Source organism: Novosphingobium sp. (genome assembly GCF_019748365.1).
Lineage (GTDB): Bacteria > Pseudomonadota > Alphaproteobacteria > Sphingomonadales > Sphingomonadaceae > Novosphingobium.
Genome location: NZ_JAIEPN010000043.1, coordinates 23,118 through 40,931 on the forward strand (window position 1 = coordinate 23,118; position 17,814 = coordinate 40,931).

Annotated in this window: 17 protein-coding genes; 10 read left to right on the plus strand and 7 right to left on the minus strand. The window is 66.0% G+C overall.

Going from position 1 to position 17,814, the window contains the following annotated elements:
* Positions 1–101: 101 nt before the first annotated feature.
* Positions 102–2,195 carry a sulfotransferase gene (locus K5Q19_RS06355; protein ID WP_365758650.1) on the plus strand — a complete coding sequence of 698 codons (2,094 nt, stop codon included), beginning with the start codon at positions 102–104 and terminating at the stop codon, positions 2,193–2,195.
* Here the strand turns inward: K5Q19_RS06355 and K5Q19_RS06360 are convergent.
* Positions 2,192–4,201, minus strand: coding sequence for a TonB-dependent receptor (locus tag K5Q19_RS06360; RefSeq protein WP_292942321.1), 2,010 nt, complete (start codon positions 4,199–4,201; stop codon positions 2,192–2,194). The two genes, K5Q19_RS06355 and K5Q19_RS06360, sit on opposite strands and share 4 nt — an antisense overlap.
* 149 nt (positions 4,202–4,350) lie before the next feature.
* On the opposite strand from K5Q19_RS06360, the gene K5Q19_RS06365 reads away from it, so the two are divergent.
* From K5Q19_RS06365 to K5Q19_RS06375, 3 genes are all read left to right on the plus strand, one after another.
* The gene (locus K5Q19_RS06365; protein ID WP_292942323.1) at positions 4,351–5,118 is read left to right on the plus strand and encodes a DUF1223 domain-containing protein; all 768 of its coding nucleotides are present in this window, start codon (positions 4,351–4,353) and stop codon (positions 5,116–5,118) included.
* 112 nt (positions 5,119–5,230) lie between these two features.
* Complete coding sequence (locus K5Q19_RS06370; RefSeq protein WP_292942326.1) at positions 5,231–6,337, plus strand: pyridoxal-dependent decarboxylase; 1,107 nt, start codon at positions 5,231–5,233, stop codon at positions 6,335–6,337.
* A 26-nt stretch (positions 6,338–6,363) separates the two neighbouring features.
* On the plus strand, positions 6,364–6,969 hold the full coding sequence (locus K5Q19_RS06375; RefSeq protein ID WP_292942329.1) for a GNAT family N-acetyltransferase: 606 nt from the start codon (positions 6,364–6,366) through the stop codon (positions 6,967–6,969).
* Positions 6,970–6,979: 10 nt separating this feature from the next.
* Here K5Q19_RS06375 and K5Q19_RS06380 read toward each other — a convergent pair whose 3' ends face one another.
* The gene (locus tag K5Q19_RS06380; RefSeq protein ID WP_292942332.1) at positions 6,980–7,420 is read right to left on the minus strand and encodes a MarR family winged helix-turn-helix transcriptional regulator; all 441 of its coding nucleotides are present in this window, start codon (positions 7,418–7,420) and stop codon (positions 6,980–6,982) included.
* Positions 7,421–7,519: 99 nt separating this feature from the next.
* A complete protein-coding gene (locus K5Q19_RS06385; RefSeq protein ID WP_292942492.1) occupies positions 7,520–9,268 on the minus strand; it encodes a cation:proton antiporter in 1,749 nt (582 codons plus the stop codon).
* 167 nt (positions 9,269–9,435) lie between these two features.
* Between K5Q19_RS06385 and K5Q19_RS06390 the strand changes: the two genes are divergently transcribed.
* Entirely contained in the window at positions 9,436–9,735 is a 300-nt protein-coding gene (locus tag K5Q19_RS06390; RefSeq protein ID WP_292942335.1) for a hypothetical protein, read from the plus strand.
* Between the two features lie 40 nt (positions 9,736–9,775).
* Here K5Q19_RS06390 and K5Q19_RS06395 read toward each other — a convergent pair whose 3' ends face one another.
* On the minus strand, positions 9,776–10,240 hold the full coding sequence (locus K5Q19_RS06395; protein WP_292942338.1) for a PaaI family thioesterase: 465 nt from the start codon (positions 10,238–10,240) through the stop codon (positions 9,776–9,778).
* A 193-nt stretch (positions 10,241–10,433) separates the two neighbouring features.
* Between K5Q19_RS06395 and K5Q19_RS06400 the strand changes: the two genes are divergently transcribed.
* From K5Q19_RS06400 to katG, 4 genes are all read left to right on the plus strand, one after another.
* Positions 10,434–10,745, plus strand: coding sequence for a septum formation initiator family protein (locus K5Q19_RS06400; protein ID WP_292942341.1), 312 nt, complete (start codon positions 10,434–10,436; stop codon positions 10,743–10,745).
* Between the two features lie 47 nt (positions 10,746–10,792).
* Positions 10,793–11,407, plus strand: coding sequence for a GTP cyclohydrolase I FolE (folE, locus tag K5Q19_RS06405; protein ID WP_292942344.1), 615 nt, complete (start codon positions 10,793–10,795; stop codon positions 11,405–11,407).
* Positions 11,408–11,623: 216 nt separating this feature from the next.
* Positions 11,624–12,361, plus strand: coding sequence for a TorF family putative porin (locus K5Q19_RS06410; RefSeq protein WP_292942347.1), 738 nt, complete (start codon positions 11,624–11,626; stop codon positions 12,359–12,361).
* 136 nt (positions 12,362–12,497) lie between these two features.
* Positions 12,498–14,681 carry a catalase/peroxidase HPI gene (katG, locus tag K5Q19_RS06415; RefSeq protein WP_292942350.1) on the plus strand — a complete coding sequence of 728 codons (2,184 nt, stop codon included), beginning with the start codon at positions 12,498–12,500 and terminating at the stop codon, positions 14,679–14,681.
* Here katG and K5Q19_RS06420 read toward each other — a convergent pair whose 3' ends face one another.
* The 3 genes from K5Q19_RS06420 to K5Q19_RS06430 all read right to left on the minus strand — a co-directional run bounded on the left by K5Q19_RS06420 (position 14,682) and on the right by K5Q19_RS06430 (position 17,004).
* Positions 14,682–15,371: a hypothetical protein gene (locus tag K5Q19_RS06420; protein WP_292942353.1), complete on the minus strand. Its 690-nt coding sequence runs from the start codon at positions 15,369–15,371 to the stop codon at positions 14,682–14,684.
* A gap of 3 nt (positions 15,372–15,374) precedes the next feature.
* Positions 15,375–16,373 carry a sterol desaturase family protein gene (locus K5Q19_RS06425; RefSeq protein WP_292942356.1) on the minus strand — a complete coding sequence of 333 codons (999 nt, stop codon included), beginning with the start codon at positions 16,371–16,373 and terminating at the stop codon, positions 15,375–15,377.
* Positions 16,374–16,524: 151 nt separating this feature from the next.
* Positions 16,525–17,004 (minus strand): peroxiredoxin, encoded by a 480-nt coding sequence (locus K5Q19_RS06430; RefSeq protein ID WP_072380723.1) that lies wholly within the window; start codon positions 17,002–17,004, stop codon positions 16,525–16,527.
* Between the two features lie 190 nt (positions 17,005–17,194).
* Between K5Q19_RS06430 and K5Q19_RS06435 the strand changes: the two genes are divergently transcribed.
* Positions 17,195–17,713: a hypothetical protein gene (locus K5Q19_RS06435; RefSeq protein WP_292942363.1), complete on the plus strand. Its 519-nt coding sequence runs from the start codon at positions 17,195–17,197 to the stop codon at positions 17,711–17,713.
* Positions 17,714–17,814 lie beyond the last annotated feature (101 nt).

Here is a 17,814-nt window from a genome sequence, read left to right on the forward strand (position 1 = left end):
TAAAGGGCAGGATGCCACATTGTTGCCGAGAGTCAACATCCAATTTCGCATTTGCAGCATGGCCCGGTCATCAGCCGTTGCACCTGTGTCAAAACCTGCACATGATGCAGCATGCGCAAGAGCCGGAACTGACGATGGAAATTGGGAACACTGTCGCGCCGGGACGCAACGCCCCATCACAAGCGGCATTGCGGGCCGCGCTCGATGCCGCTGCGGCGCAAGTCGAGACGCGGCCGGACCTTGCGCTTGCCGCAGCAAACGAGGCGCTGCGTGCTGTCCCCGGATTGCCGCCTGCACTGTTTGTTGGCGCTCAGGCCCTGCGCCGCCTGGGCCGCCCGACGGAAGCCTGCGCCCGGCTCGCGCTGATCCCCGGCGGACTGCGCCGTCCCGCGATGGTGCTGTGGGAGCACGCGCAGGCGGCCAGCGCAGCCGGGCGGAGCGACGAGGCCATCACCGTGCTCGAAGCGCTGACGGAGGCGCAGCCGGGGGTGGCCAGCGGATGGTTGCTGCTGGCGTCTGAACTGCGCAAGGCGGGGCGCGAGGAAGACGCCTGGCGGGCGGACTTGTCCGCCGTTCATGCCTCTTCGCGCGATCCCGACCTGCTGGCAGCAGCGACAGACATAAACGACGGCAAGCTCGACGAAGCCGAGGCGAAGCTGGCCGCCCGCGCCGCACGCCTGCCGGATGATCCCGTCGGCACGCGCATGCAGGGCGAGGTCAAGTGGCGCCGCGGCGATATGACCGAGGCGCTGAGGCTGCTGGAGCGGGCGGTCGCGCTTGCGCCCGGGTTCGATCTGGCGCGCGATTTCCTCGTGCGGCTGCTGATGCAGGTAAACCGCCTGCCCGATGCGCTGGTTCACGCCGAAATGCTGGCAAAGAGCCCGGTGGCGGGCGCGGCGGCAGACCTGATCCTCTCATCGGTGCTGGTCAGGCTTGGCGATCAGGAGCGCGCGCGCACGATCTATGAGCGTATGCTCGCGGCCCAGCCCGAACAGCCGCTGCTGTGGCAGAACCTGGGCCACGTGCTCAAGACGCTGGGCGAGCAGGGCGGGGCGATCGAGGCTTACCGCACGGCCGTCACGCAGCAACCGGCGCTGGGCGAGGCGTGGTGGAGCCTTGCCAATCTCAAGACGGTGAAGCTGGAAGCGGGCGATATCGCGCAGATGGAGACCGCACTGGCCGGCTTGGAGGCAGAGGCCGGACGCGACGAGGATGTGTTCCACCTCCATTTCTCGCTCGGCAAGGCCTATGAGGATGCCGGCGACGTCGCGCGCTCGTTCGAGCATTATGACAAGGGCAATCGCCTGCGCCGCTCGCTGGTGGGCTATGATCCCGATCTGCTCGCGGCCGAGGCGGGCGCTGCGGCCGCGACCTTTACCAGCGCCTTCATCGCCGAAATGGGCGAGGGTGGCTGCCCGGCGGAGGATCCGATCTTCATCGTTGGCCTGCCGCGCTCGGGCTCCACGCTGGTCGAGCAGATCCTTTCCAGCCACAGCGCCATCGAAGGCACGATGGAGCTTTCGGAGATGATGGTGATTGCAGCGCGCCTGCAGTCACGCATTGACGAGGGTGAATTCGCCGATTTCGCGGCGATGGTGCGCTCGCTGGGGCCGGTCGAGCGCCTGCGCCTTGGTGAGGAGTATATCGAGCGCACGCGGGTGCACCGCAAGACCGACCGGCGGCGCTTCACCGACAAGATGCCCAACAACTGGCAGCATGTCGGCCTGATCCGGCTGATCCTGCCGAACGCGAAGATCGTCGACGCGCGGCGGCACCCGATGTCGTGCTGCTTTTCGGGCTGGAAGCAGCATTTCGCGCGGGGGCAGACTTTCACTTATGATCTCACCGAGATCGGCCGATATTACCGCGATTATGTGCGGCTGATGGCGCATTACGATGCGGCGGCGCCGGGAGCAGTGCACCGGGTGATCTATGAGCGGATGGTGGCGGATCAGGAGGCCGAAACCCGCGCGCTGCTGGCTTACCTTGGCCTGCCGTTCGAGGAGAGCTGCCTCGAGTTCCACCGCAACACGCGCGCAGTGCGAACGGCGAGTTCGGAGCAGGTGCGCCAGCCGATCTACACCGATGCGGTGGAGCACTGGAAGGCGTTCGCGCCGTGGCTCGGCCCGCTGGAGGCGGCACTTGGGGATGTGGCGACTTGCTATCCCGAGGTGCCCGCGGAATTGCTGGCCTAGCGGAACGCCACCCGCACCCCGGCCCAGAGCGTGCGCGGGGTGCCGAGATCGATCGAGCCGCCCGAATTGCGCGTCACCACGGTCTCGTCAAACAGGTTCTCCCCGCGCAGCACGAGGCTGAACGGGCCGGCGATGGGTGCTTCGGCATAGGCATCGAGCGTGGTCGCAGGCGGCAGGACGTCGGTTTCAAGATCGTCCTCGAACTGCGCGCCGGTGTGGCGCAAGGTGAGGGCAAGCGTCGTGTGCGGCGTGGGGCGCCAGGCGGCGGTGGCGCTGGCGGCATAGCGCGGCGTCTGCGCCGGACGCTTGCGATCGAGCGCGGTGCCGGGGGCTTCCACCTTCGCATCGGTATAGGCAAAGGAGCCGCTCAGCGTGAAGCCGCCGAGTTTTGCCTCGGCGCCCAGCTCGATGCCCTTGGCATGGACGGCGTCGACGTTCTGGCGCTCGCGCAAGGTCGGCGAAAGCGTGACATTGGCAATGGCGTTGCGCACCTTGTTGTCGAAGGCGGTGGCGGAAAAGGTGAGGCCCGCTGCGGGCTTCCAGTCGAGCCCGCCCTCGAAGCCGCGCAGCCGTTCATTCTCCAGCGCGGCGTTCGCGCGGGTCACGATGGGGAACACGGTGAAGGTGCGGTAGAGCTCGTTGAGCGTGGGCTGGCGCAGGCCGGTATAGGCCGATCCGCGCAGGGCGAGGCCGCCACCCAGCTTGAGCACGGCGCCGCCGCGGAAGCTGCCGGCCCAGCCGGCCCGGTCCGGATAGAGCGTGGTTGTTGTCGTGCCGCCCAGCGGCGTCTGCTCGAAGAGGCCGCCGCGCACCGACCAGCGGTCCGCCCGCGCGCCTGCGGTCAGGATCACCGGGCCGAGGGTCCAGTCATCCTCGATGAACAGCCCCAGATCGCGGTTCGTGCCGCCTGCGCGGCGCGTGGCGGAGATCCTTCCAGCGGTATAGACGTCTTCCTGGGTCTGCCCCTGGGCATAGCGCCAGTCCGCGCCGAGCCGCAGGACATGCGCCTTGCCCACGGGCGGGCGCAGTTCGAACTTGCCGCCGATGCCGGTCGAGGGCGTCGCGCGCTGGTTCAGCGTGGGTAGGAAGGTCCGCGCGCTGATCACCACATTGTTGAAATCGCGGCTCTGCACATAGGCGAGGGCATCGAACTGCCACGCCCCCCGCCCGACAAGGCGCAGGCTGGCGTCCTGCCCGCTGGCTGCGGTATCGGCCCCGGCAAAGCGCAAGGTGCGCGCATCGTTGAAGGCGGCGACGCGCGCCTGCAGTTCGATGTCGTTCGAAAGCGGTGCAACCGCGCGCAAGCTGGTCGACCAGCTTTCATAGCGGGCGCGGACGCTGGCGGGGACGCGCTGATCGGCGGGCGTGGTCCAGAAGCCGCGGCCACGATCCCACCGGCCCGAGGCGACGAGGTATCCGGCGCCCAGTTTCGGGGCGAGCGTGGCAGAAAGCTCGGTCTCGCCGCGATCATCGACCAGCGCGCGGCCGCCGAAGAGGCCGAGCTGGTCCGGCCCTGCGCTGGTGAGGTCGATCGTGCCCGCAACTGCGCCGGCACCGAACGCGCCCGAGCCGCCACCGCGCGTGACGCGGGCCATGGCGAGCCGCTCCGGCGCCAGTGCGGAGAGCGGGACATAGCCGAAGAACGGATCGGCCATCGGCACGCCGTCGAGCAGCAGCAGCGTGCGGCTCGTGGCATTGCCGCCAAGTGCGCGCAAGGTGATGCCCTGCGCGGAGGGATTGGACGCGCGGCTGTCGGACCGGCGGAACTGCTGGAAGCCCGCGGCGGCGGAAAGCGCATCCTCGAGCCGGCCCGAAGCGGCAACGGCCAGACGGTCGCGGTCGATGTCCTGAACATTGTAAGCCACCGCGGCGGGCGCCGCATCGAGCCCGCGCCCGGTCACCACGATCTGCTGGTCCGGCGCGGCCTCTTCGGCGCGCGCCAGCGAGGGCAGCGAAGCGCCGGCGAGAAGGGCGATCAGGGCAACTTGGCGAAGGCGGAATGGCACGGAGCTGTGAGCTTTCAAGCGGAAGGGCGCGCATGGGCCGTCGCCGTGACGGGTCTGCCTGTCAAGGGGATAGCCGGGCAGGCGTTGTAACCGGTGAAAGGCGCGGGCCGAACTGAGTGGCATCCCCCCTGCTTCTTCAAGGTTTCCCCATGTCCCGCTCTCCTTCCTCCATTCGCCGTCTTGCGGCGATTGCCCTGCCGCTGGGCCTTGCCGGTGCGGCCCTCGCCGCAGGCCACTTTGCCAGCAACACCGCGATGGCCAATGCGCCGGCGGCTCCCCGCGCGGCCGCCGCGCCTGCTGCCCCGGTTCTCGTCGAGCTCTACCAGAGCGAGGGCTGCTCCAGCTGCCCGCCTGCCGAGGCCTATCTCAACAGCATTGCGGGCCGCGCCAATGTGATCCCGCTCGCGTTCGAGGTGACTTATTGGGACTACCTTGGCTGGAAGGACAAGTTCGCCAGCCCCGCCTATACCCAGCGCCAGCGCGATTTCGCGGCGCGTTCGGCGAGCCATGAAGTCGCGACGCCGCAATTCTGGATCAACGGTTCGCAAACCGTGGTCGGTGCCAATCCGCGCGGCGTCGAAGCAGCGATTGCTGCTGCGCGCAGCACCGCGCCGGTGCCAAGCGTGGGCGCGGACGGCGTGACCATTGGCAAGGGCGCCGCACCCGCACGCCCGGCCGATGTGTGGCTGGTGCGCTATGATCCGCGCACGATCGATGTGCCGATCAAGGCCGGCGAAAACGGCGGCCGCACGCTGCCGCACAAGAACCTCGTGCGCGAACTGACCAAGCTCGGCACCTGGAACGGCAGCGCGGCGCGCTTTGCCTATGCGCCCGCCACCGGCGGCTTGCGCAATGCGGTGTTCCTGCAGGACGGCCGCGGCGGCGCGGTGCTGAGCGCGGGGAGTGACGCGCGGTAACGGAAGACCGGCTTTCGGCGGCAAAAGGAATTGTGCCTGCCCTTGCACCGGGTGCTTGGGCAGGATCGATGCCCGGCGGGTGAAAGGTGCTCGCCGAGCATCGAGGTCCGCCATGTTTGAATTGCCCGCCACGCTTCCCCGGACCGGTATCGGCGAGGAAGCCGCGCTTGATCAGCTGGGCGCTGCGGCGATGGCACGTGCCGCCGATCTCGCGGCGCCCGATGTGCTGGCGCATATGGATCCGCCATCCGCATCGGTGGCGGCGCAGATGGCCTATCTCGTCGCGCAGGCCAATCAGAACATGCTGCATCCGGCGACCAGCCCCTTCGCGACTCTGGCCGAGGAGCGCGTGCTGGAATGGATTGCGCCCGCTTTCGGCATGGCCTGGGGGCAATTCTGCAGCGGATCGACGCTGGCCAATCTGACCGCGCTGTGGGCTGCGCGGGAGGCCGGCGCGCGGACGGTGGTGGCATCGGCAGAGGCGCATGTTTCCGTGCCAAAGGCGGCACGGATTCTTGGCATGGGCTATCATCCGGTGCCGGTCGGCGAGGATGGACGGCTGATCCGTTCGGCCCTGCCGGACCTTGCCGCTGCTGCACTGGTGCTGACGGCGGGCACGACCGGGCGAGGTGCCATCGATGAGCTGGCGCCGCTTGCCGCGAAGTGGCTCCATGTCGATGCGGCCTGGGCCGGACCGCTACACCTTACCGCATATGCCGAAAGGCTGGCGGGGATCGAAGCGGCGGACAGCATCGCGATCTCGGCACACAAGTGGTTTTTCCAGCCCAAGGGTGCGGCGCTGGCGCTGTTTCGCGATATCGATGCAAAAGCTTCGATCACGTTCACATCGTCCTATCTCGCGCGCCCGAACAGCGGGGTTGAAGGCACCCGCAGCGCCGCGGCCTTGCCGCTCTTGGCAACTTTGCTTGCGTGGGGCCGCGACGGACTGGCGGAGCGGATCGAGCGGTGCATGGCCATTGCCGAAGAACTCGCGCAGCGGCTCGAGGCGGACCCGCGCACGGTGCTCAGGCAATGGCCCGAAACAGGCGTGCTGAACTGGCGTCCGGCTGCCACTGATAGCGCCGGGGTGATTGCGGCGCTTGAGGGCACGAGTTCAGCCTTCACCATTGGCGAGACGGTATGGGTGCGGCAAGTTGCTGCCAATCCCCACGCCGAAGTCGATGCGATCTGGGCGCGGATCTCCGCTGCGCTGGGTTGAGCGCCAAGGAAGAGGCTTTTGATCCGATGACCCTGCTTCCCGGAACCGACCACATCGAAACCGAGCGCCTGCTGCTGCGCCGGATGGACGAGCGCGACCTTGAGTTCATGACTGCGGTCCATGCCGATCCGGATGTCGCGCGCTATCTCGGCACCGGCAATGCGCGCACCCCGGCGGAGACCGAGCTGTGGCTGGCCGATGTGCTCCATGGCTATGCGATCGCTGGCCTTGGTCCGCTGCTCGTGACACGCAAGGCCGATGGCAAGCGGCTTGGCCGGTCGGGCCTGAGCGACGGCGTGCTTGAGCGCGATCCGCTGCCCGGAAAGCTGCGCCGGATGTGGTTCTTCCGGACGCACGTGCCGGAAGGCGTCGCCTTCGAGCATATGCCCGAGCTTGGCTACACCTTCGCCCGCGAGAACTGGGGGCAGGGCTATGCCTCCGAAGCCGCGCGCGCGGTCTGGGCTTACGCGCGCGCGCATCTTGCTCACCCCGCGATCATGTCGGTGATCCATCCCGACAATTTGGCCTCGCGCTCGGTCGCGCAGAAATTCGGCGTGCGCCATGATGGCGATGTCGAGATGGGCGGCCGCGTTTACCAGCGCTTTCTGTGGCCGCAATCCGCGTCAGACTGACCTGATCAAGCTACGCGCTGATCGGCTCCGCCAGCGGGGCGAGCAGGCGCGCCAGTGCGGTGCGGTCTTCTTCCGCCACGCGCGCGCCCAAGGCAGTCTCGATCGCCTCTGCATAGACCGGCCACATGGCGGCACGCATCGCGCGGCCTTCGATGGTGAGATGCAGCAGGTGGCCGCGCGCATCATCGGCGCAGGGAACGCGGGTGAGGAGGCGCGCCTTGACCATGCGATCGACGAGGCGGGACAGGGCGTATTGCTCGGTCCCCAGCGCGATCTGCAAGTCGCGGGGGCGCTGGGCGCCGCCGCGTTCGATGGCCAGCAGCACATCGTACCATTCCGGCGGGGGCAGCCCCAGCGCGCGCAAGCTTGCGGCACAATGCTGGCTGGCCAGATCCGCCGCGCGGAGCAGGCGGGTCCACGCAAGCAGGGTCGTGGCGGCGGGCATGGCCATGGCGGATGAGCCTTTCGATGCGATTGCATGGAAAAACCCATGCGGTTGCATCGATAAAATGATGCACTTGCATGGGAATGTCCATGCAAGTGCAACTACTTAGCCCGGCTCGCCTTCCAGTTCCTGCGGCTCGGGCGCGGTGAGGATCCGGTCGCGGGCCACGCGGGGATCGCCGGCTTCGACCTGCAGGGCAAGGCGCTCGCCGTCGCGCGCGCGAAACAAGTTCTCCGCGCGGGTGATCGCCTCGTTGCTGAGGCCGGCATTGTCGAGCGCGGCGCGGGCCATGGCGATGGCGGATTCGAAGGTTTCGCGCATGATCAGCGTGACCGGGGCGCCGCGCAGCTTGATCACCGCGCGGCGATCGAAGACGCGGACGAAGACAGCGGCGCGGGGGAAGGATTCGTGCACCGCGGCGAGCATCGCGGCATCGAGCTGATCGCCATCAATGCAGAACAGGATCATCTCGGCCTCGGCCGCGCCCGCCTGGCGGAGCATGTCGATCCGCGTGCCGTCGCCGAAATAGACCTTGGCGCCGAACGTGCCCGCCACGTCGATCATGTCGACATCGGTATCGATCAGGGTGACCGTGATGCCGCCTGCCTGCAGGACCTGACCGACCGCCTGCCCGAACCGCCCGTAGCCAACGATCAGTGCATTGGCGCCGTCGTTGCTCGGGCCTTCGCGGGTGGCGGCGGTCTTGGGCACCGGTTCGGCACGGAAGCGGCGCGTGGCCATCATCAGGAACGGCGTTGTCGCCATCGAGAGCGTGACGACCGCACCAAACAGGCTGGCCGCTTCGGGCGCGATGAGCAGGGCATGGTTCGCCTGCGCAAAGAGCACGAAGCCGAACTCACCGCCCTGGCTGAGCAGAAGGCCGAGCGCGAGCGCCCCGCGCCAGGGTACACCGAACAGCCGCGCCAGCCCGAACATGACCGCAGCCTTCACCGTGATCAGCATCAGCGCCATCGCAATGACGAACAGCGGATCGCGCGCGATCGCGCCGAGATCGAGCATCATGCCGACGGCGAGGAAGAACAGGCCGAGCAGGATCGAGCGGAACGGCTCGACGTCGGCCTCGAGCTCGTGGCGATAGGGGCTGTCGGCCAGCATGACCCCGGCGATGAAGGCGCCCAGCGCGGTCGAAAGGCCGAGCAGTTCCATAACCGCCCCCGCCGCCATTACCGTGAACAGCGCGGCGACAATGAACATCTCCCGCTCGCCCAGATTGCCGATCAGGCGGAACAGCGGACGGATGAGGAAGCGGCCCGCGGCGACCAGCCCCGCAATCGCGGCCACGGTTTCCAGCGCGAGCAGCCAGCCCGGCGGGCCGCCCACATCGGCCGGATTGCGGCTCAGCGCGGTGATGATCGTGATCAGCGGGATGATCGAGAGATCCTGGAACAGCAGGATCGAAAAGGCGCGCTCGCCAAAGCGCGTCTTCAGCCGGCCCGAGGACTGCAGCATCGGCAGCACCTGCGCGGTCGACGAAAGCGCGAGCGGCAGCCCGAGCGCGAGCGCGGCGGCTGGGGAGAAGCTCGTCGTCAGCATGATCGCCCCGGCCAGCGCGAGCCCGCAGATCGAGACCTGCAGCAGACCGAAACCGAGGATATCGCGCTTCATTTTCCACAGCTTGGCGGGATCAAGCTCCAGCCCAACGAGGAACAGAAGCAGCGTGATGCCGAGTTCGGCAAAGCCCAGCTTCTGTTCGGCCTCGCCGACCATGTTCAGCACGAAAGGTCCGAGCATGGCGCCCGCGACGAGATAGCCCAGCGTTGCGCCGAGGCCGAGGCGGCGGAACAGCAGCACGAAGGCGAGGGCAAATCCGAGCAGCAGGAAGCCGTCGTGCATGATGGAGGCGGGATGGGTCGAGGTCACCTGCCGGTTGTCAGGCCTTGCGCTCTGGAGGTCAACAGGGCTTGCTGTGAACCGGCCCGGACCAATCCTATTGACATCGATGTAGGCAGCGTGGTTCCTTGCCGGTCGAACGACTGACGAAACCACTTTGGGAGAGATCCATGTCTGTTGCCGGCAAATATGAATGCGTGACCCGTTCGCCGATGGGCGATCAAACCTCGATCCTGACCGTCGAAGTCGACGGTGGCAGCTTCAGCGGCAGCAATTCCGGGCCGATGGGCAATATGGAGATCACGGACGGGACGGTTGATGGCAACACCATCAGCTGGTCGAGCAACATCACCGTGCCGATGCCGATGAAGCTGGATTGCACCGCCACGATTGACGGCGATGCGCTGAACGGCACGGTCACCGCCGGCATGTTCGGCAGCTTCCCGATGACGGGCAAGCGCATCGGTTGAGCCTTTGCGGGGGGAGGGCGCCGTCCTCCCCCTTTCGCGTTCAGCGCGCGTGGATGCGCTTGAATGTGCCCGAGAAGGCGAGGCTCGGTTCGCCATCCGCAGTGATCAGCCCGCGCGCGAAAACCAGGCTGCGGCCGGCGCGGATCACTTCCCCGCGCGCTTCCAGCAACTGACCGGCACGGGCCGGACCGACGAACTCGCAATTGAAGGTGACGGTCACCCCGCTCATCTCCTCGCCCGTTGCGCTGGCGATCATGAACAGCGAAAAGTCGCCGAAGGTCATCAGGCAGCCGCCGTGGATGCTGCCGTGCGCGTTGCAGTTCTTCGGGCGCGGCCGGAAGCCCGTCACCACCCCCTGTTCGTCGCGGCGGACATAGAACGGGCCAACATCGTCCTCGAAAGGATCGTTGCCCGCCCAGTGATACCACCCGGCCCAATCCGGATCGGTCGCGGCTTCAAGTTTTCCTGCAAATGGCGGCGTGTCGGTCGTCATGGGGTCGGTCAATCCGTGCTGATGGCGTCAGAGCCCTAGGGCAGGAACAAGACTTCTGCCAGCATCTGCGGCCGCGACATCGCCGAACCCTGGACTCCAACGCTGCAGCGTTCGGGCTTCCTGACATCGCACTGCGTAAACGTCCTGTGCCCGAAATGTGCTTTTCCGGTTGAATCGGCGGGGCAAGTGTGATTCTGTCAAATTGATGAAACGCCGCAGCTCCTCCCTCAAGCTACCGCGCGAGAGCATGACGCAGAGCTTCGCGCTCGTGGCGCTCCTGCTGCTGGGTGCGATTGCGCTTGCCGGGCCGAGTGGCGTGCTGGCGTGGACCGAGAATGCCCGCCTGCTCGAGCAGCGGCAGGCCGAAGTGAAACAGCTTCAGGCCGAGCGGGACCGGCTGCGCAACCGGGTCAATCTCCTCGATCCGCGTCATGCCGATCCCGATCTGGTCGGCGAACTGCTGCGCTCGGATCTCAACGTGGCGCATCCGGACGAGATCGTCATCCAGCGCAAGTGAAGCCATCCGGCACTTTCGGCGCGATTTTTCACGGAGCACCACTGGCGATGACCGTCCACCACGGACACGATGACGACGATCTGGGCGAGGACGGCAAGATCGCGGTTCCAGAGCATGTGCAGGAGGCGATCCGCACCCTCATCCGCTGGTCGGGCGACGATCCGGAGCGCGAGGGCCTGCTCGATACGCCGCGCCGCGTGGCCCGCGCGTGGAAGGAATACTGCCAGGGCTATGGCGAGGACCCGGCCTCGCACCTCGCGCGCCAGTTCGAGGAAGTGGGCGGCTACAACGAGCTTGTGCTGCTGAAGGACATCCCCTTCCAGTCGCACTGCGAACACCACATGGCGCCGATCATCGGGAAGGCGGCGATTGCCTATCTGCCGCGCAACAAGGTGGTCGGCATTTCCAAACTGGCGCGCGTGCTCAATGCCTATGCGCGGCGGCTGCAGATCCAGGAGCGGCTGACAGCGGAAGTCGCCACCTGCATCTGGGACAACCTCAAGCCCCATGGCGTCGCCGTGGTGATCGAAGCGCAGCATGGCTGCATGACCGGGCGCGGCGTGCGCACACCGGGCGTCGGCATGGTGACGAGCCGGCTGATGGGCACGTTTCTGGAAGACAACCGCAGCCGCAAGGAAGTGCTCAGCCTGATGGGCTACTGACCGGGCGATCGGGTTGGTTGAACTGTTGCTGACGAGGTGACCTGACCGCTCGCCCCGGTGTGACCGGTGCGCAGCAATCATAAATCACCAAGTAGCCGTTTTCTGCACATCGGATCGTTTCTATTTTTCGTTTGTATCCGGGCTGACCGGGTCGATGCACATTTCTTGCCGAAGCGGACCGCGTGCTGGGCACGCCGAGTGAAGGGTAGTCACAACATGGCTCGCTGGATACGCATGCTTTTGACCGGGGCTGCTGCGCTCCTGTCATCCACTCACGCCTATGCGCAATCGTTCGAGGTCGGTGCCGAAGCGGCCAGCGACGAAGTCCGCGCCGGGATCAGCTGGAGCGGGGGCAAGGCCTCGGCCTCTGCCGACGCCCGGCTCGATTTCGGCGTCGTCGATGCTTCGGCGCGGATCGTGCTGCTGCGGGGCAGCCGGCGGCAGGCCGGTGCGGATGCGGTCGCGGATCTGGCGATCGGGCGCGACTGGAACCTTGGCGCGGTAACCCTGCGGACCGAAGCGGTGGGCCACGTTTTTGCCGGCGCGGAACAGTCCATGCACTTCGGCGAGCTGGTTCTGGGTGCGCGGTATGGGCTGGGGCCCTTGCGGCTTGCGGCGACCGCCTGGTACGCCCCGCGGCAGAGCACGATCGGCGGCGACAATCTGCATTTGCGCGCAGGCCTTGATGCGGGGCTGCCGGGCCTGCCGGTCACGCTGCTGGCAAGCCTGGGCTATACCACCGGGAGCGGCAACGACTTGCGCGCCGCGCGGCTTCGCCCTGGCGGTGACTACGCGGACTGGAAACTCGGCGCCGAGTACACGCGCTTTCCGCTGACGTTTGGACTGGATTACGTCGGCAACTCGATTGCGCGGGACCTTGTGACCGTCTCACCGTTTGCCGATCTCGGGTCTACCGGGGAGCGTGTGGTGGCGAGAGTGCGCATCTCGTTTTGAGATTATGCAGCAAGATCGATCAACCCGCGCAATTTTTATGGCGAAATCCGATCACTGCGATGAACTTTACTCGCTTCCGGCTCCGCTCGCCTAGGCGTAGCTTTGCTCCATCGAACACCTGATGGAGTCTCTACCCATGAACATGCAGACCGGCGACGCAGCAAGCGGTTGCCCCGTCCACAAGGGCGCCGCGCGCGCTCTCCTGGGCCGTACCAACAAGGACTGGTGGCCCGAGGCGCTGCCGGTCGATATCCTCCATCAGGGCGGCGTTTCGCCCGATCCGACGGACCCCGGCTTCGATTATGCCGAAGCCTTCAAGGCGCTGGATTATGCGGCGCTCAAGGCCGATCTCACTGCGCTGATGACGGACAGCCAGGACTGGTGGCCGGCGGACTATGGCCACTACGGTCCGTTCTTCATCCGCATGGCATGGCATGCGGCCGGTACCTATCGCACGGCTGACGGGCGCGGCGGCGCCAACAGCGGGCAGCAGCGTTTTGCGCCGCTCAATTCGTGGCCCGACAATGGCAATCTCGACAAGGCGCGCCGCCTGCTCTGGCCGATCAAGGCGAAGTACGGGAAGCACATCTCGTGGGCGGACCTTTTCGTGCTGGCGGGAAATGTCGCGATCGAATCGATGGGCGGGCCGGTGTTCGGCTTCGGCGGCGGCCGTGCCGACGTCTATGAGCCTGAGCGCGATATCTATTGGGGCCAGGAATCGAAGTGGGTCGATGCCGAGGAAACCCGCATTCAACCCGAGAAGCAGCTCGACCTCGAGGAGCCGCTCGCCGCGATCCAGATGGGGCTGATCTACGTGAACCCCGAAGGCCCCGGCGGCGTGCCTGATCCGCTCGCCTCGGCGCGCGACATCAAGATCACTTTTGCGCGCATGGCGATGAACCTTGAGGAAACCGCCGCGCTCACCGCGGGCGGTCACACCTTCGGCAAGGCGCACGGCGCGGGCGATGCCGCGCTGGTCGGTCCGGCTCCGGAAGCGGCGGATATCACCGCGCAAGGGTTCGGCTGGCTCAGCACGCATGGCAGCGGCAAGGGCGGCGATGCGATCACCAGCGGCATCGAAGGCGCGTGGGTGAACACGCCGACGGAATGGTCGGGCAACTACTTCCGCCTGCTGCTCGATTACGACTACGAGCTGGTCAGCTCGCCTGCCGGTGCGCGCCAGTGGCAGCCGATCGACCAGCGCGAGGAGGACATGGCGCCTGCCGCGCATGATCCGAGCCTGCGCGTGCCGACGATGATGACGACGGCGGACATGGCGCTCAAGATGGACCCCGAATTCCGCGCGATTTCCGAGCGGTTCCGCAATGATCACGAAGCCTTCAAGGACGCTTTTGCCCGCGCGTGGTTCAAGCTGACCCACCGCGATATGGGCCCCAAGGCGCGCTACCTCGGGCCCGAAGTTCCGGCGGAAGACCTGATCTGGCAGGATCCGGTGCCGGCAGGGCAAGTTCCCTCGCCGGACGCGGAAGCGGCCTTCAAGGCGGCAGTTCTCGCCTCGGGGTTGAGCATCGGCCAACTCGTCAAGGCGGCCTGGGCTTCGGCCTCGACCTATCGCCGCACCGACCATCGCGGCGGGGCCAACGGCGCGCGCCTTCGTCTGGCGCCGCAGAAGGACTGGGCGGTGAACGATCCGGCGGAACTGGCCGAGGTTCTGGCGAAGATCGATGCTCTGCGCGGCAGCCTTTCGATGGCCGATGCCATTGTGCTGGCGGGTACGGCGGCGGTCGAGGCGGCAGCCAGGGCTGGCGGCTATGGCGGCGCAGTGCCGTTCACCGGCGGTCGCGGCGATGCGAGCGACGAGTGGACCGATGCGGAAAGCTTTGCCGTGCTCGAGCCGCGCGCCGATGGCTTCCGCAACTACCTCGCGGCCAAGCATTCGGTGAAGACCGAGGAACTGCTGATCGACCGCGCTTCGCTGCTCGGCCTTTCAGCGCCGGAAATGGCCGTGCTGGTCGCCGGTCTGCGCGTTCTTGGCGCCAATCAGGGCGGTAGCGAACTTGGCGTGTTCACGGACCGCGTGGGTGTTCTCACCAACGACTTCTTCGTGAACCTGCTCGACATGGGCACGGTGTGGAGCGCGGAGGACGGCAGCGGTGAAGAACGCTTCATTGGCCGCGACCGCGCGAGCGGCGCCGTGAAGTGGCGGGCCAGCCGGGCCGACCTCGTGGTCGGTTCCAACAGCCAGCTGCGCGCGGTGGCGGAAGTCTATGCCGAAGCGGGCGGTGAGGCGAAGTTCGTGCGCGACTTCATCAAGGCCTGGACCAAGGTGATGAACGCGGACCGCTTTGACCTCGCGTGATCACCCTGCAAGCGTTCGCTGGAACAACCGCCTGATCAGCCACGGCTCGAGCAGGCGGCCCAGCACCCACAAGGCGGCAAAGATGCCGGCGAAGACATAGGCGGGCGTGGGGGAGAAGCCATCCTTCTCTTCCTCGCCGTCCTTCTTCTTGTCTTTCGCGTCCTTCTTGTCGTCCTTGGGTTTTTCCGGAGCGGGCGCGCCGAGGAACTTGTCGACCGGATTGAGCTGGATCTCGCCCTTCTTGTCCTTCTTGGCCTCGTCCTTCTTGGCCTTTTCCTCGGACTTGGCCTTCTCCAGGCCGCCCAGAAACACGGTGAGCTGGCCGACCGCCAGAAACAGCAGCGGCGCGAGGAAACAGTAAAGCAGCGCGCGGCTGACGAGGTGGTAGCGCAGCACGGCGCCCTGCTCGGCAGGCTCGATGCACAATGTGCCCGAATCGACCACCGAAAGCGGATCCTGCGCCAGCTGATCGCGCTTCGTCACTCTGACCATGTCACCCATGCGGGCGTGGGTCGTGCCGGTATGCGCAAACAGCGGATCGAGCCTTGCAAAGGCCTCGTCCGAAGTCTGATCGGCGGGAAGGGGCACTTCACCGCGGATATGCCAGATCCAGTTGATCCAGCGCACGCGCGAGCCTTTGCTGACCGAGGCGGAGAGCGTCTCGCCGTCCGATGCGCTGAGCGATGCCATGCCTTATTCCGCCGGCACTGCGGAGTGGTCGTCGAAGAACGGCTCGCGCGACTTGCGCTCCTTGTAGGCCTTCCAGCCCTCGGTGAAGGGATAGAGCATCTGCTCGCGGATCGACATGCGGCGCCCGCCTTCCATGCCGAGCAGCTCGGCCTCGCCATCGATGCAGGTGCCGAACATGCGATCGATGAAGATGAAGGTGTTGGCGTAGTTGCTGCGCGTCGATTCGAAATCCTGCGAATGGTGCAGGCTGTGGTGCTCGGTCGTGTTGAACGTCCAGCGCCACCAGCGCGGGCTGTTGAAACGCACGTTGATGTGTTGATAGGCGCCGACCGACATGCCGATGGCACCTGCCAGCAGAAACGCGCGCGGCAGGAAATCGAACAGGCCGCCGATGCCGAGGCCGATCAGGAACAGCTCCACCGGATTGCCGACCGCGCCCTTATGGACGTTGAGCTGAGTGATATAGTGGTGCACCGAGTGCGGCAGCCACAGCGGGTACCAGTTGTGCATCCCGCGATGCATCCAGTACTGGCCGAAATCGAAGATGAAGATGATCAGGAACGCCTGCAAGAGCAGCGGCAGACCGGTGAACCAGGCAAACTTTTCGAGATGGAGGCTGCCCTGGATCGCCTCGATCGCCACATCGCTGCCGATATAGTTCTCGGCCAGATTGACCATCGTGTAGGACACGCCGACGTAAAACAGATCGGTTGCCAGTTCCTTCCAGGTGATCCGCCAGCTTTCATGGCGCGGGTTGGTCAGCTCAAGGATCTGGAGCAGCAACCGAAACCCGATGCCGATGCCGATCGCTGTCGAAGCCTTGGCGATCGAGTTCGGCGCATAATACCAGAAGGCGATCATTCCGAAGAAGACTGCGGGCTGGAACCAGCTGAAGAACAGGCGCTTGAAGGGGCCGCCTTCCACCTTCGGAATGTTCTCCCAGCCGATCGTGACCGGCGATTGGGTTCCGACAATCCGTTTACCGACTCGAATACCGTCCATCACGCGTCCCCATGGTGCGGTGCAGCGAGGGGGAGGATGGCAAATATTTGACAGTCGTCAAGCCCGCAGCATCGGGCATTTCGGGCAAATCCATGCCGCAGCACTGCGCCGTATGCGCTGCACTGCGGCATGAGTATTACGATTTATTACTTCAAAGGTTCTCGAGCACATACTCGGCCGAGGAGACCTTGAAGTCGCCCGGGGCTTCGACGTGGAGCTGCTCGACAGTCCCATCGTTGATCACCATGGCAAAACGCTGGCCGCGGATGCCAAGGCCGAAGCCGGTGCCGTCCATCGTGAGGCCGAGCGCCTTGGCGAAATCGCCGTTGCCGTCCGCCAGCATGGTGACGTCGGCTGAACCGGCAGCAGCGCCCCAGGCCTTCATCACGAAGGGATCGTTGACGGCAGTGCAGGCGATCTCGTCCACGCCCTTGGCGCGGATTTCGGCGGCCTTTTCCACGAAGCCGGGCAGGTGCTTGGCCGAGCAAGTCGGGGTGAAGGCGCCCGGAACCGAGAACAGCGCGACGCGCTTGCCGGCAAAGTATTCGGCGGACTGCACCGCATCGATGCCATCGGCCGTGGCTTTCACCAGCTTCACGTCAGGCAGCTTGTCTCCAACCGCAATCGTCATGGGCAAGGATCCTCTTTGTTGTGTTGATCTGTGCGTTGATGCGCATGGGCCGATATAGGCCCGGTGTGTGACAGCGCAACCGCTGCGGCCATGGTTAAGTCCGCTTCACCGCGACTCTTGAAGAACGGGTAAATCCTGAGCGTGCTTCCTGTTCCCGAAGCTGGGAAGGCTTTGAGGGGAGATTCGGGACATGCGCCTTAACACGCTTGCGCGGACACTGAGTGCAGCAACCATGGCCTGCGCGCTCGCAACAACCACGACAACATCCGCCATGGCGGCACCGACCTGCTGGTCTGCCGATCTCGTGCGTGCGGCAAAGCTGCGGCAGCTTGACGTCATGCTGATGGTGGGATCGCTGCGCTGCCGCACCTCCGGGCAGGACTACCGGGCCGCCTATGATCGCTTCCTGCTGCGCCACCGCCCGATGCTGAGCAAGGCCAACATGGCGATCCTTGGCGAAATGCGCACGAGGCTGGGCTCGGTCGGCGCGCTCGAAACGCTCGACAAGGCAAGTGTGCGCATGGCCAATCGCTACGGTGAGCAGGCAGGCTATGGCTGTGCCGATCTGGGTGAAGTGACCGCTGCTCTTGCCGATAGCGGCGGCGAGGCACTCCCCAATGCCGCGGAAATGCTTGTTGGCGAGGATGTCGCGCTCGAAGCCTGCCCGGTGCAGGTGGCGGTTGCCGGGCTGCCGGCCCGCCGCAAATAGAAGTCAGTCCGCCCGCAAGTGATATAAAGACTTCTTTATATCCCATTGCGCATTGCTGAGAGGCCCGCTAAGGGGGGAGCCATTGCGGCCCTCCAGATGGC

What these genes read in the sequence shown, in the direction of transcription:
- K5Q19_RS06355 (WP_365758650.1), top strand. Translation starts at nt 102, where the DNA reads ATGATGCAGCATGCGCAAGAGCCGGAACTGACGATGGAAATTGGGAAC.
- K5Q19_RS06365 (WP_292942323.1), top strand. Translation starts at nt 4,351, where the DNA reads ATGTCCCGCTCTCCTTCCTCCATTCGCCGTCTTGCGGCGATTGCCCTG.
- K5Q19_RS06370 (WP_292942326.1), top strand. Translation starts at nt 5,231, where the DNA reads ATGTTTGAATTGCCCGCCACGCTTCCCCGGACCGGTATCGGCGAGGAA.
- K5Q19_RS06375 (WP_292942329.1), top strand. Translation starts at nt 6,364, where the DNA reads ATGACCCTGCTTCCCGGAACCGACCACATCGAAACCGAGCGCCTGCTG.
- K5Q19_RS06380 (WP_292942332.1), bottom strand. Translation starts at nt 7,420, where the DNA reads ATGGCCATGCCCGCCGCCACGACCCTGCTTGCGTGGACCCGCCTGCTC.
- K5Q19_RS06385 (WP_292942492.1), bottom strand. Translation starts at nt 9,268, where the DNA reads ATGCACGACGGCTTCCTGCTGCTCGGATTTGCCCTCGCCTTCGTGCTG.
- K5Q19_RS06390 (WP_292942335.1), top strand. Translation starts at nt 9,436, where the DNA reads ATGTCTGTTGCCGGCAAATATGAATGCGTGACCCGTTCGCCGATGGGC.
- K5Q19_RS06400 (WP_292942341.1), top strand. Translation starts at nt 10,434, where the DNA reads ATGAAACGCCGCAGCTCCTCCCTCAAGCTACCGCGCGAGAGCATGACG.
- folE (WP_292942344.1), top strand. Translation starts at nt 10,793, where the DNA reads ATGACCGTCCACCACGGACACGATGACGACGATCTGGGCGAGGACGGC.
- K5Q19_RS06410 (WP_292942347.1), top strand. Translation starts at nt 11,624, where the DNA reads ATGGCTCGCTGGATACGCATGCTTTTGACCGGGGCTGCTGCGCTCCTG.
- katG (WP_292942350.1), top strand. Translation starts at nt 12,498, where the DNA reads ATGAACATGCAGACCGGCGACGCAGCAAGCGGTTGCCCCGTCCACAAG.
- K5Q19_RS06420 (WP_292942353.1), bottom strand. Translation starts at nt 15,371, where the DNA reads ATGGCATCGCTCAGCGCATCGGACGGCGAGACGCTCTCCGCCTCGGTC.
- K5Q19_RS06425 (WP_292942356.1), bottom strand. Translation starts at nt 16,373, where the DNA reads ATGGACGGTATTCGAGTCGGTAAACGGATTGTCGGAACCCAATCGCCG.
- K5Q19_RS06430 (WP_072380723.1), bottom strand. Translation starts at nt 17,004, where the DNA reads ATGACGATTGCGGTTGGAGACAAGCTGCCTGACGTGAAGCTGGTGAAA.
- K5Q19_RS06435 (WP_292942363.1), top strand. Translation starts at nt 17,195, where the DNA reads ATGCGCCTTAACACGCTTGCGCGGACACTGAGTGCAGCAACCATGGCC.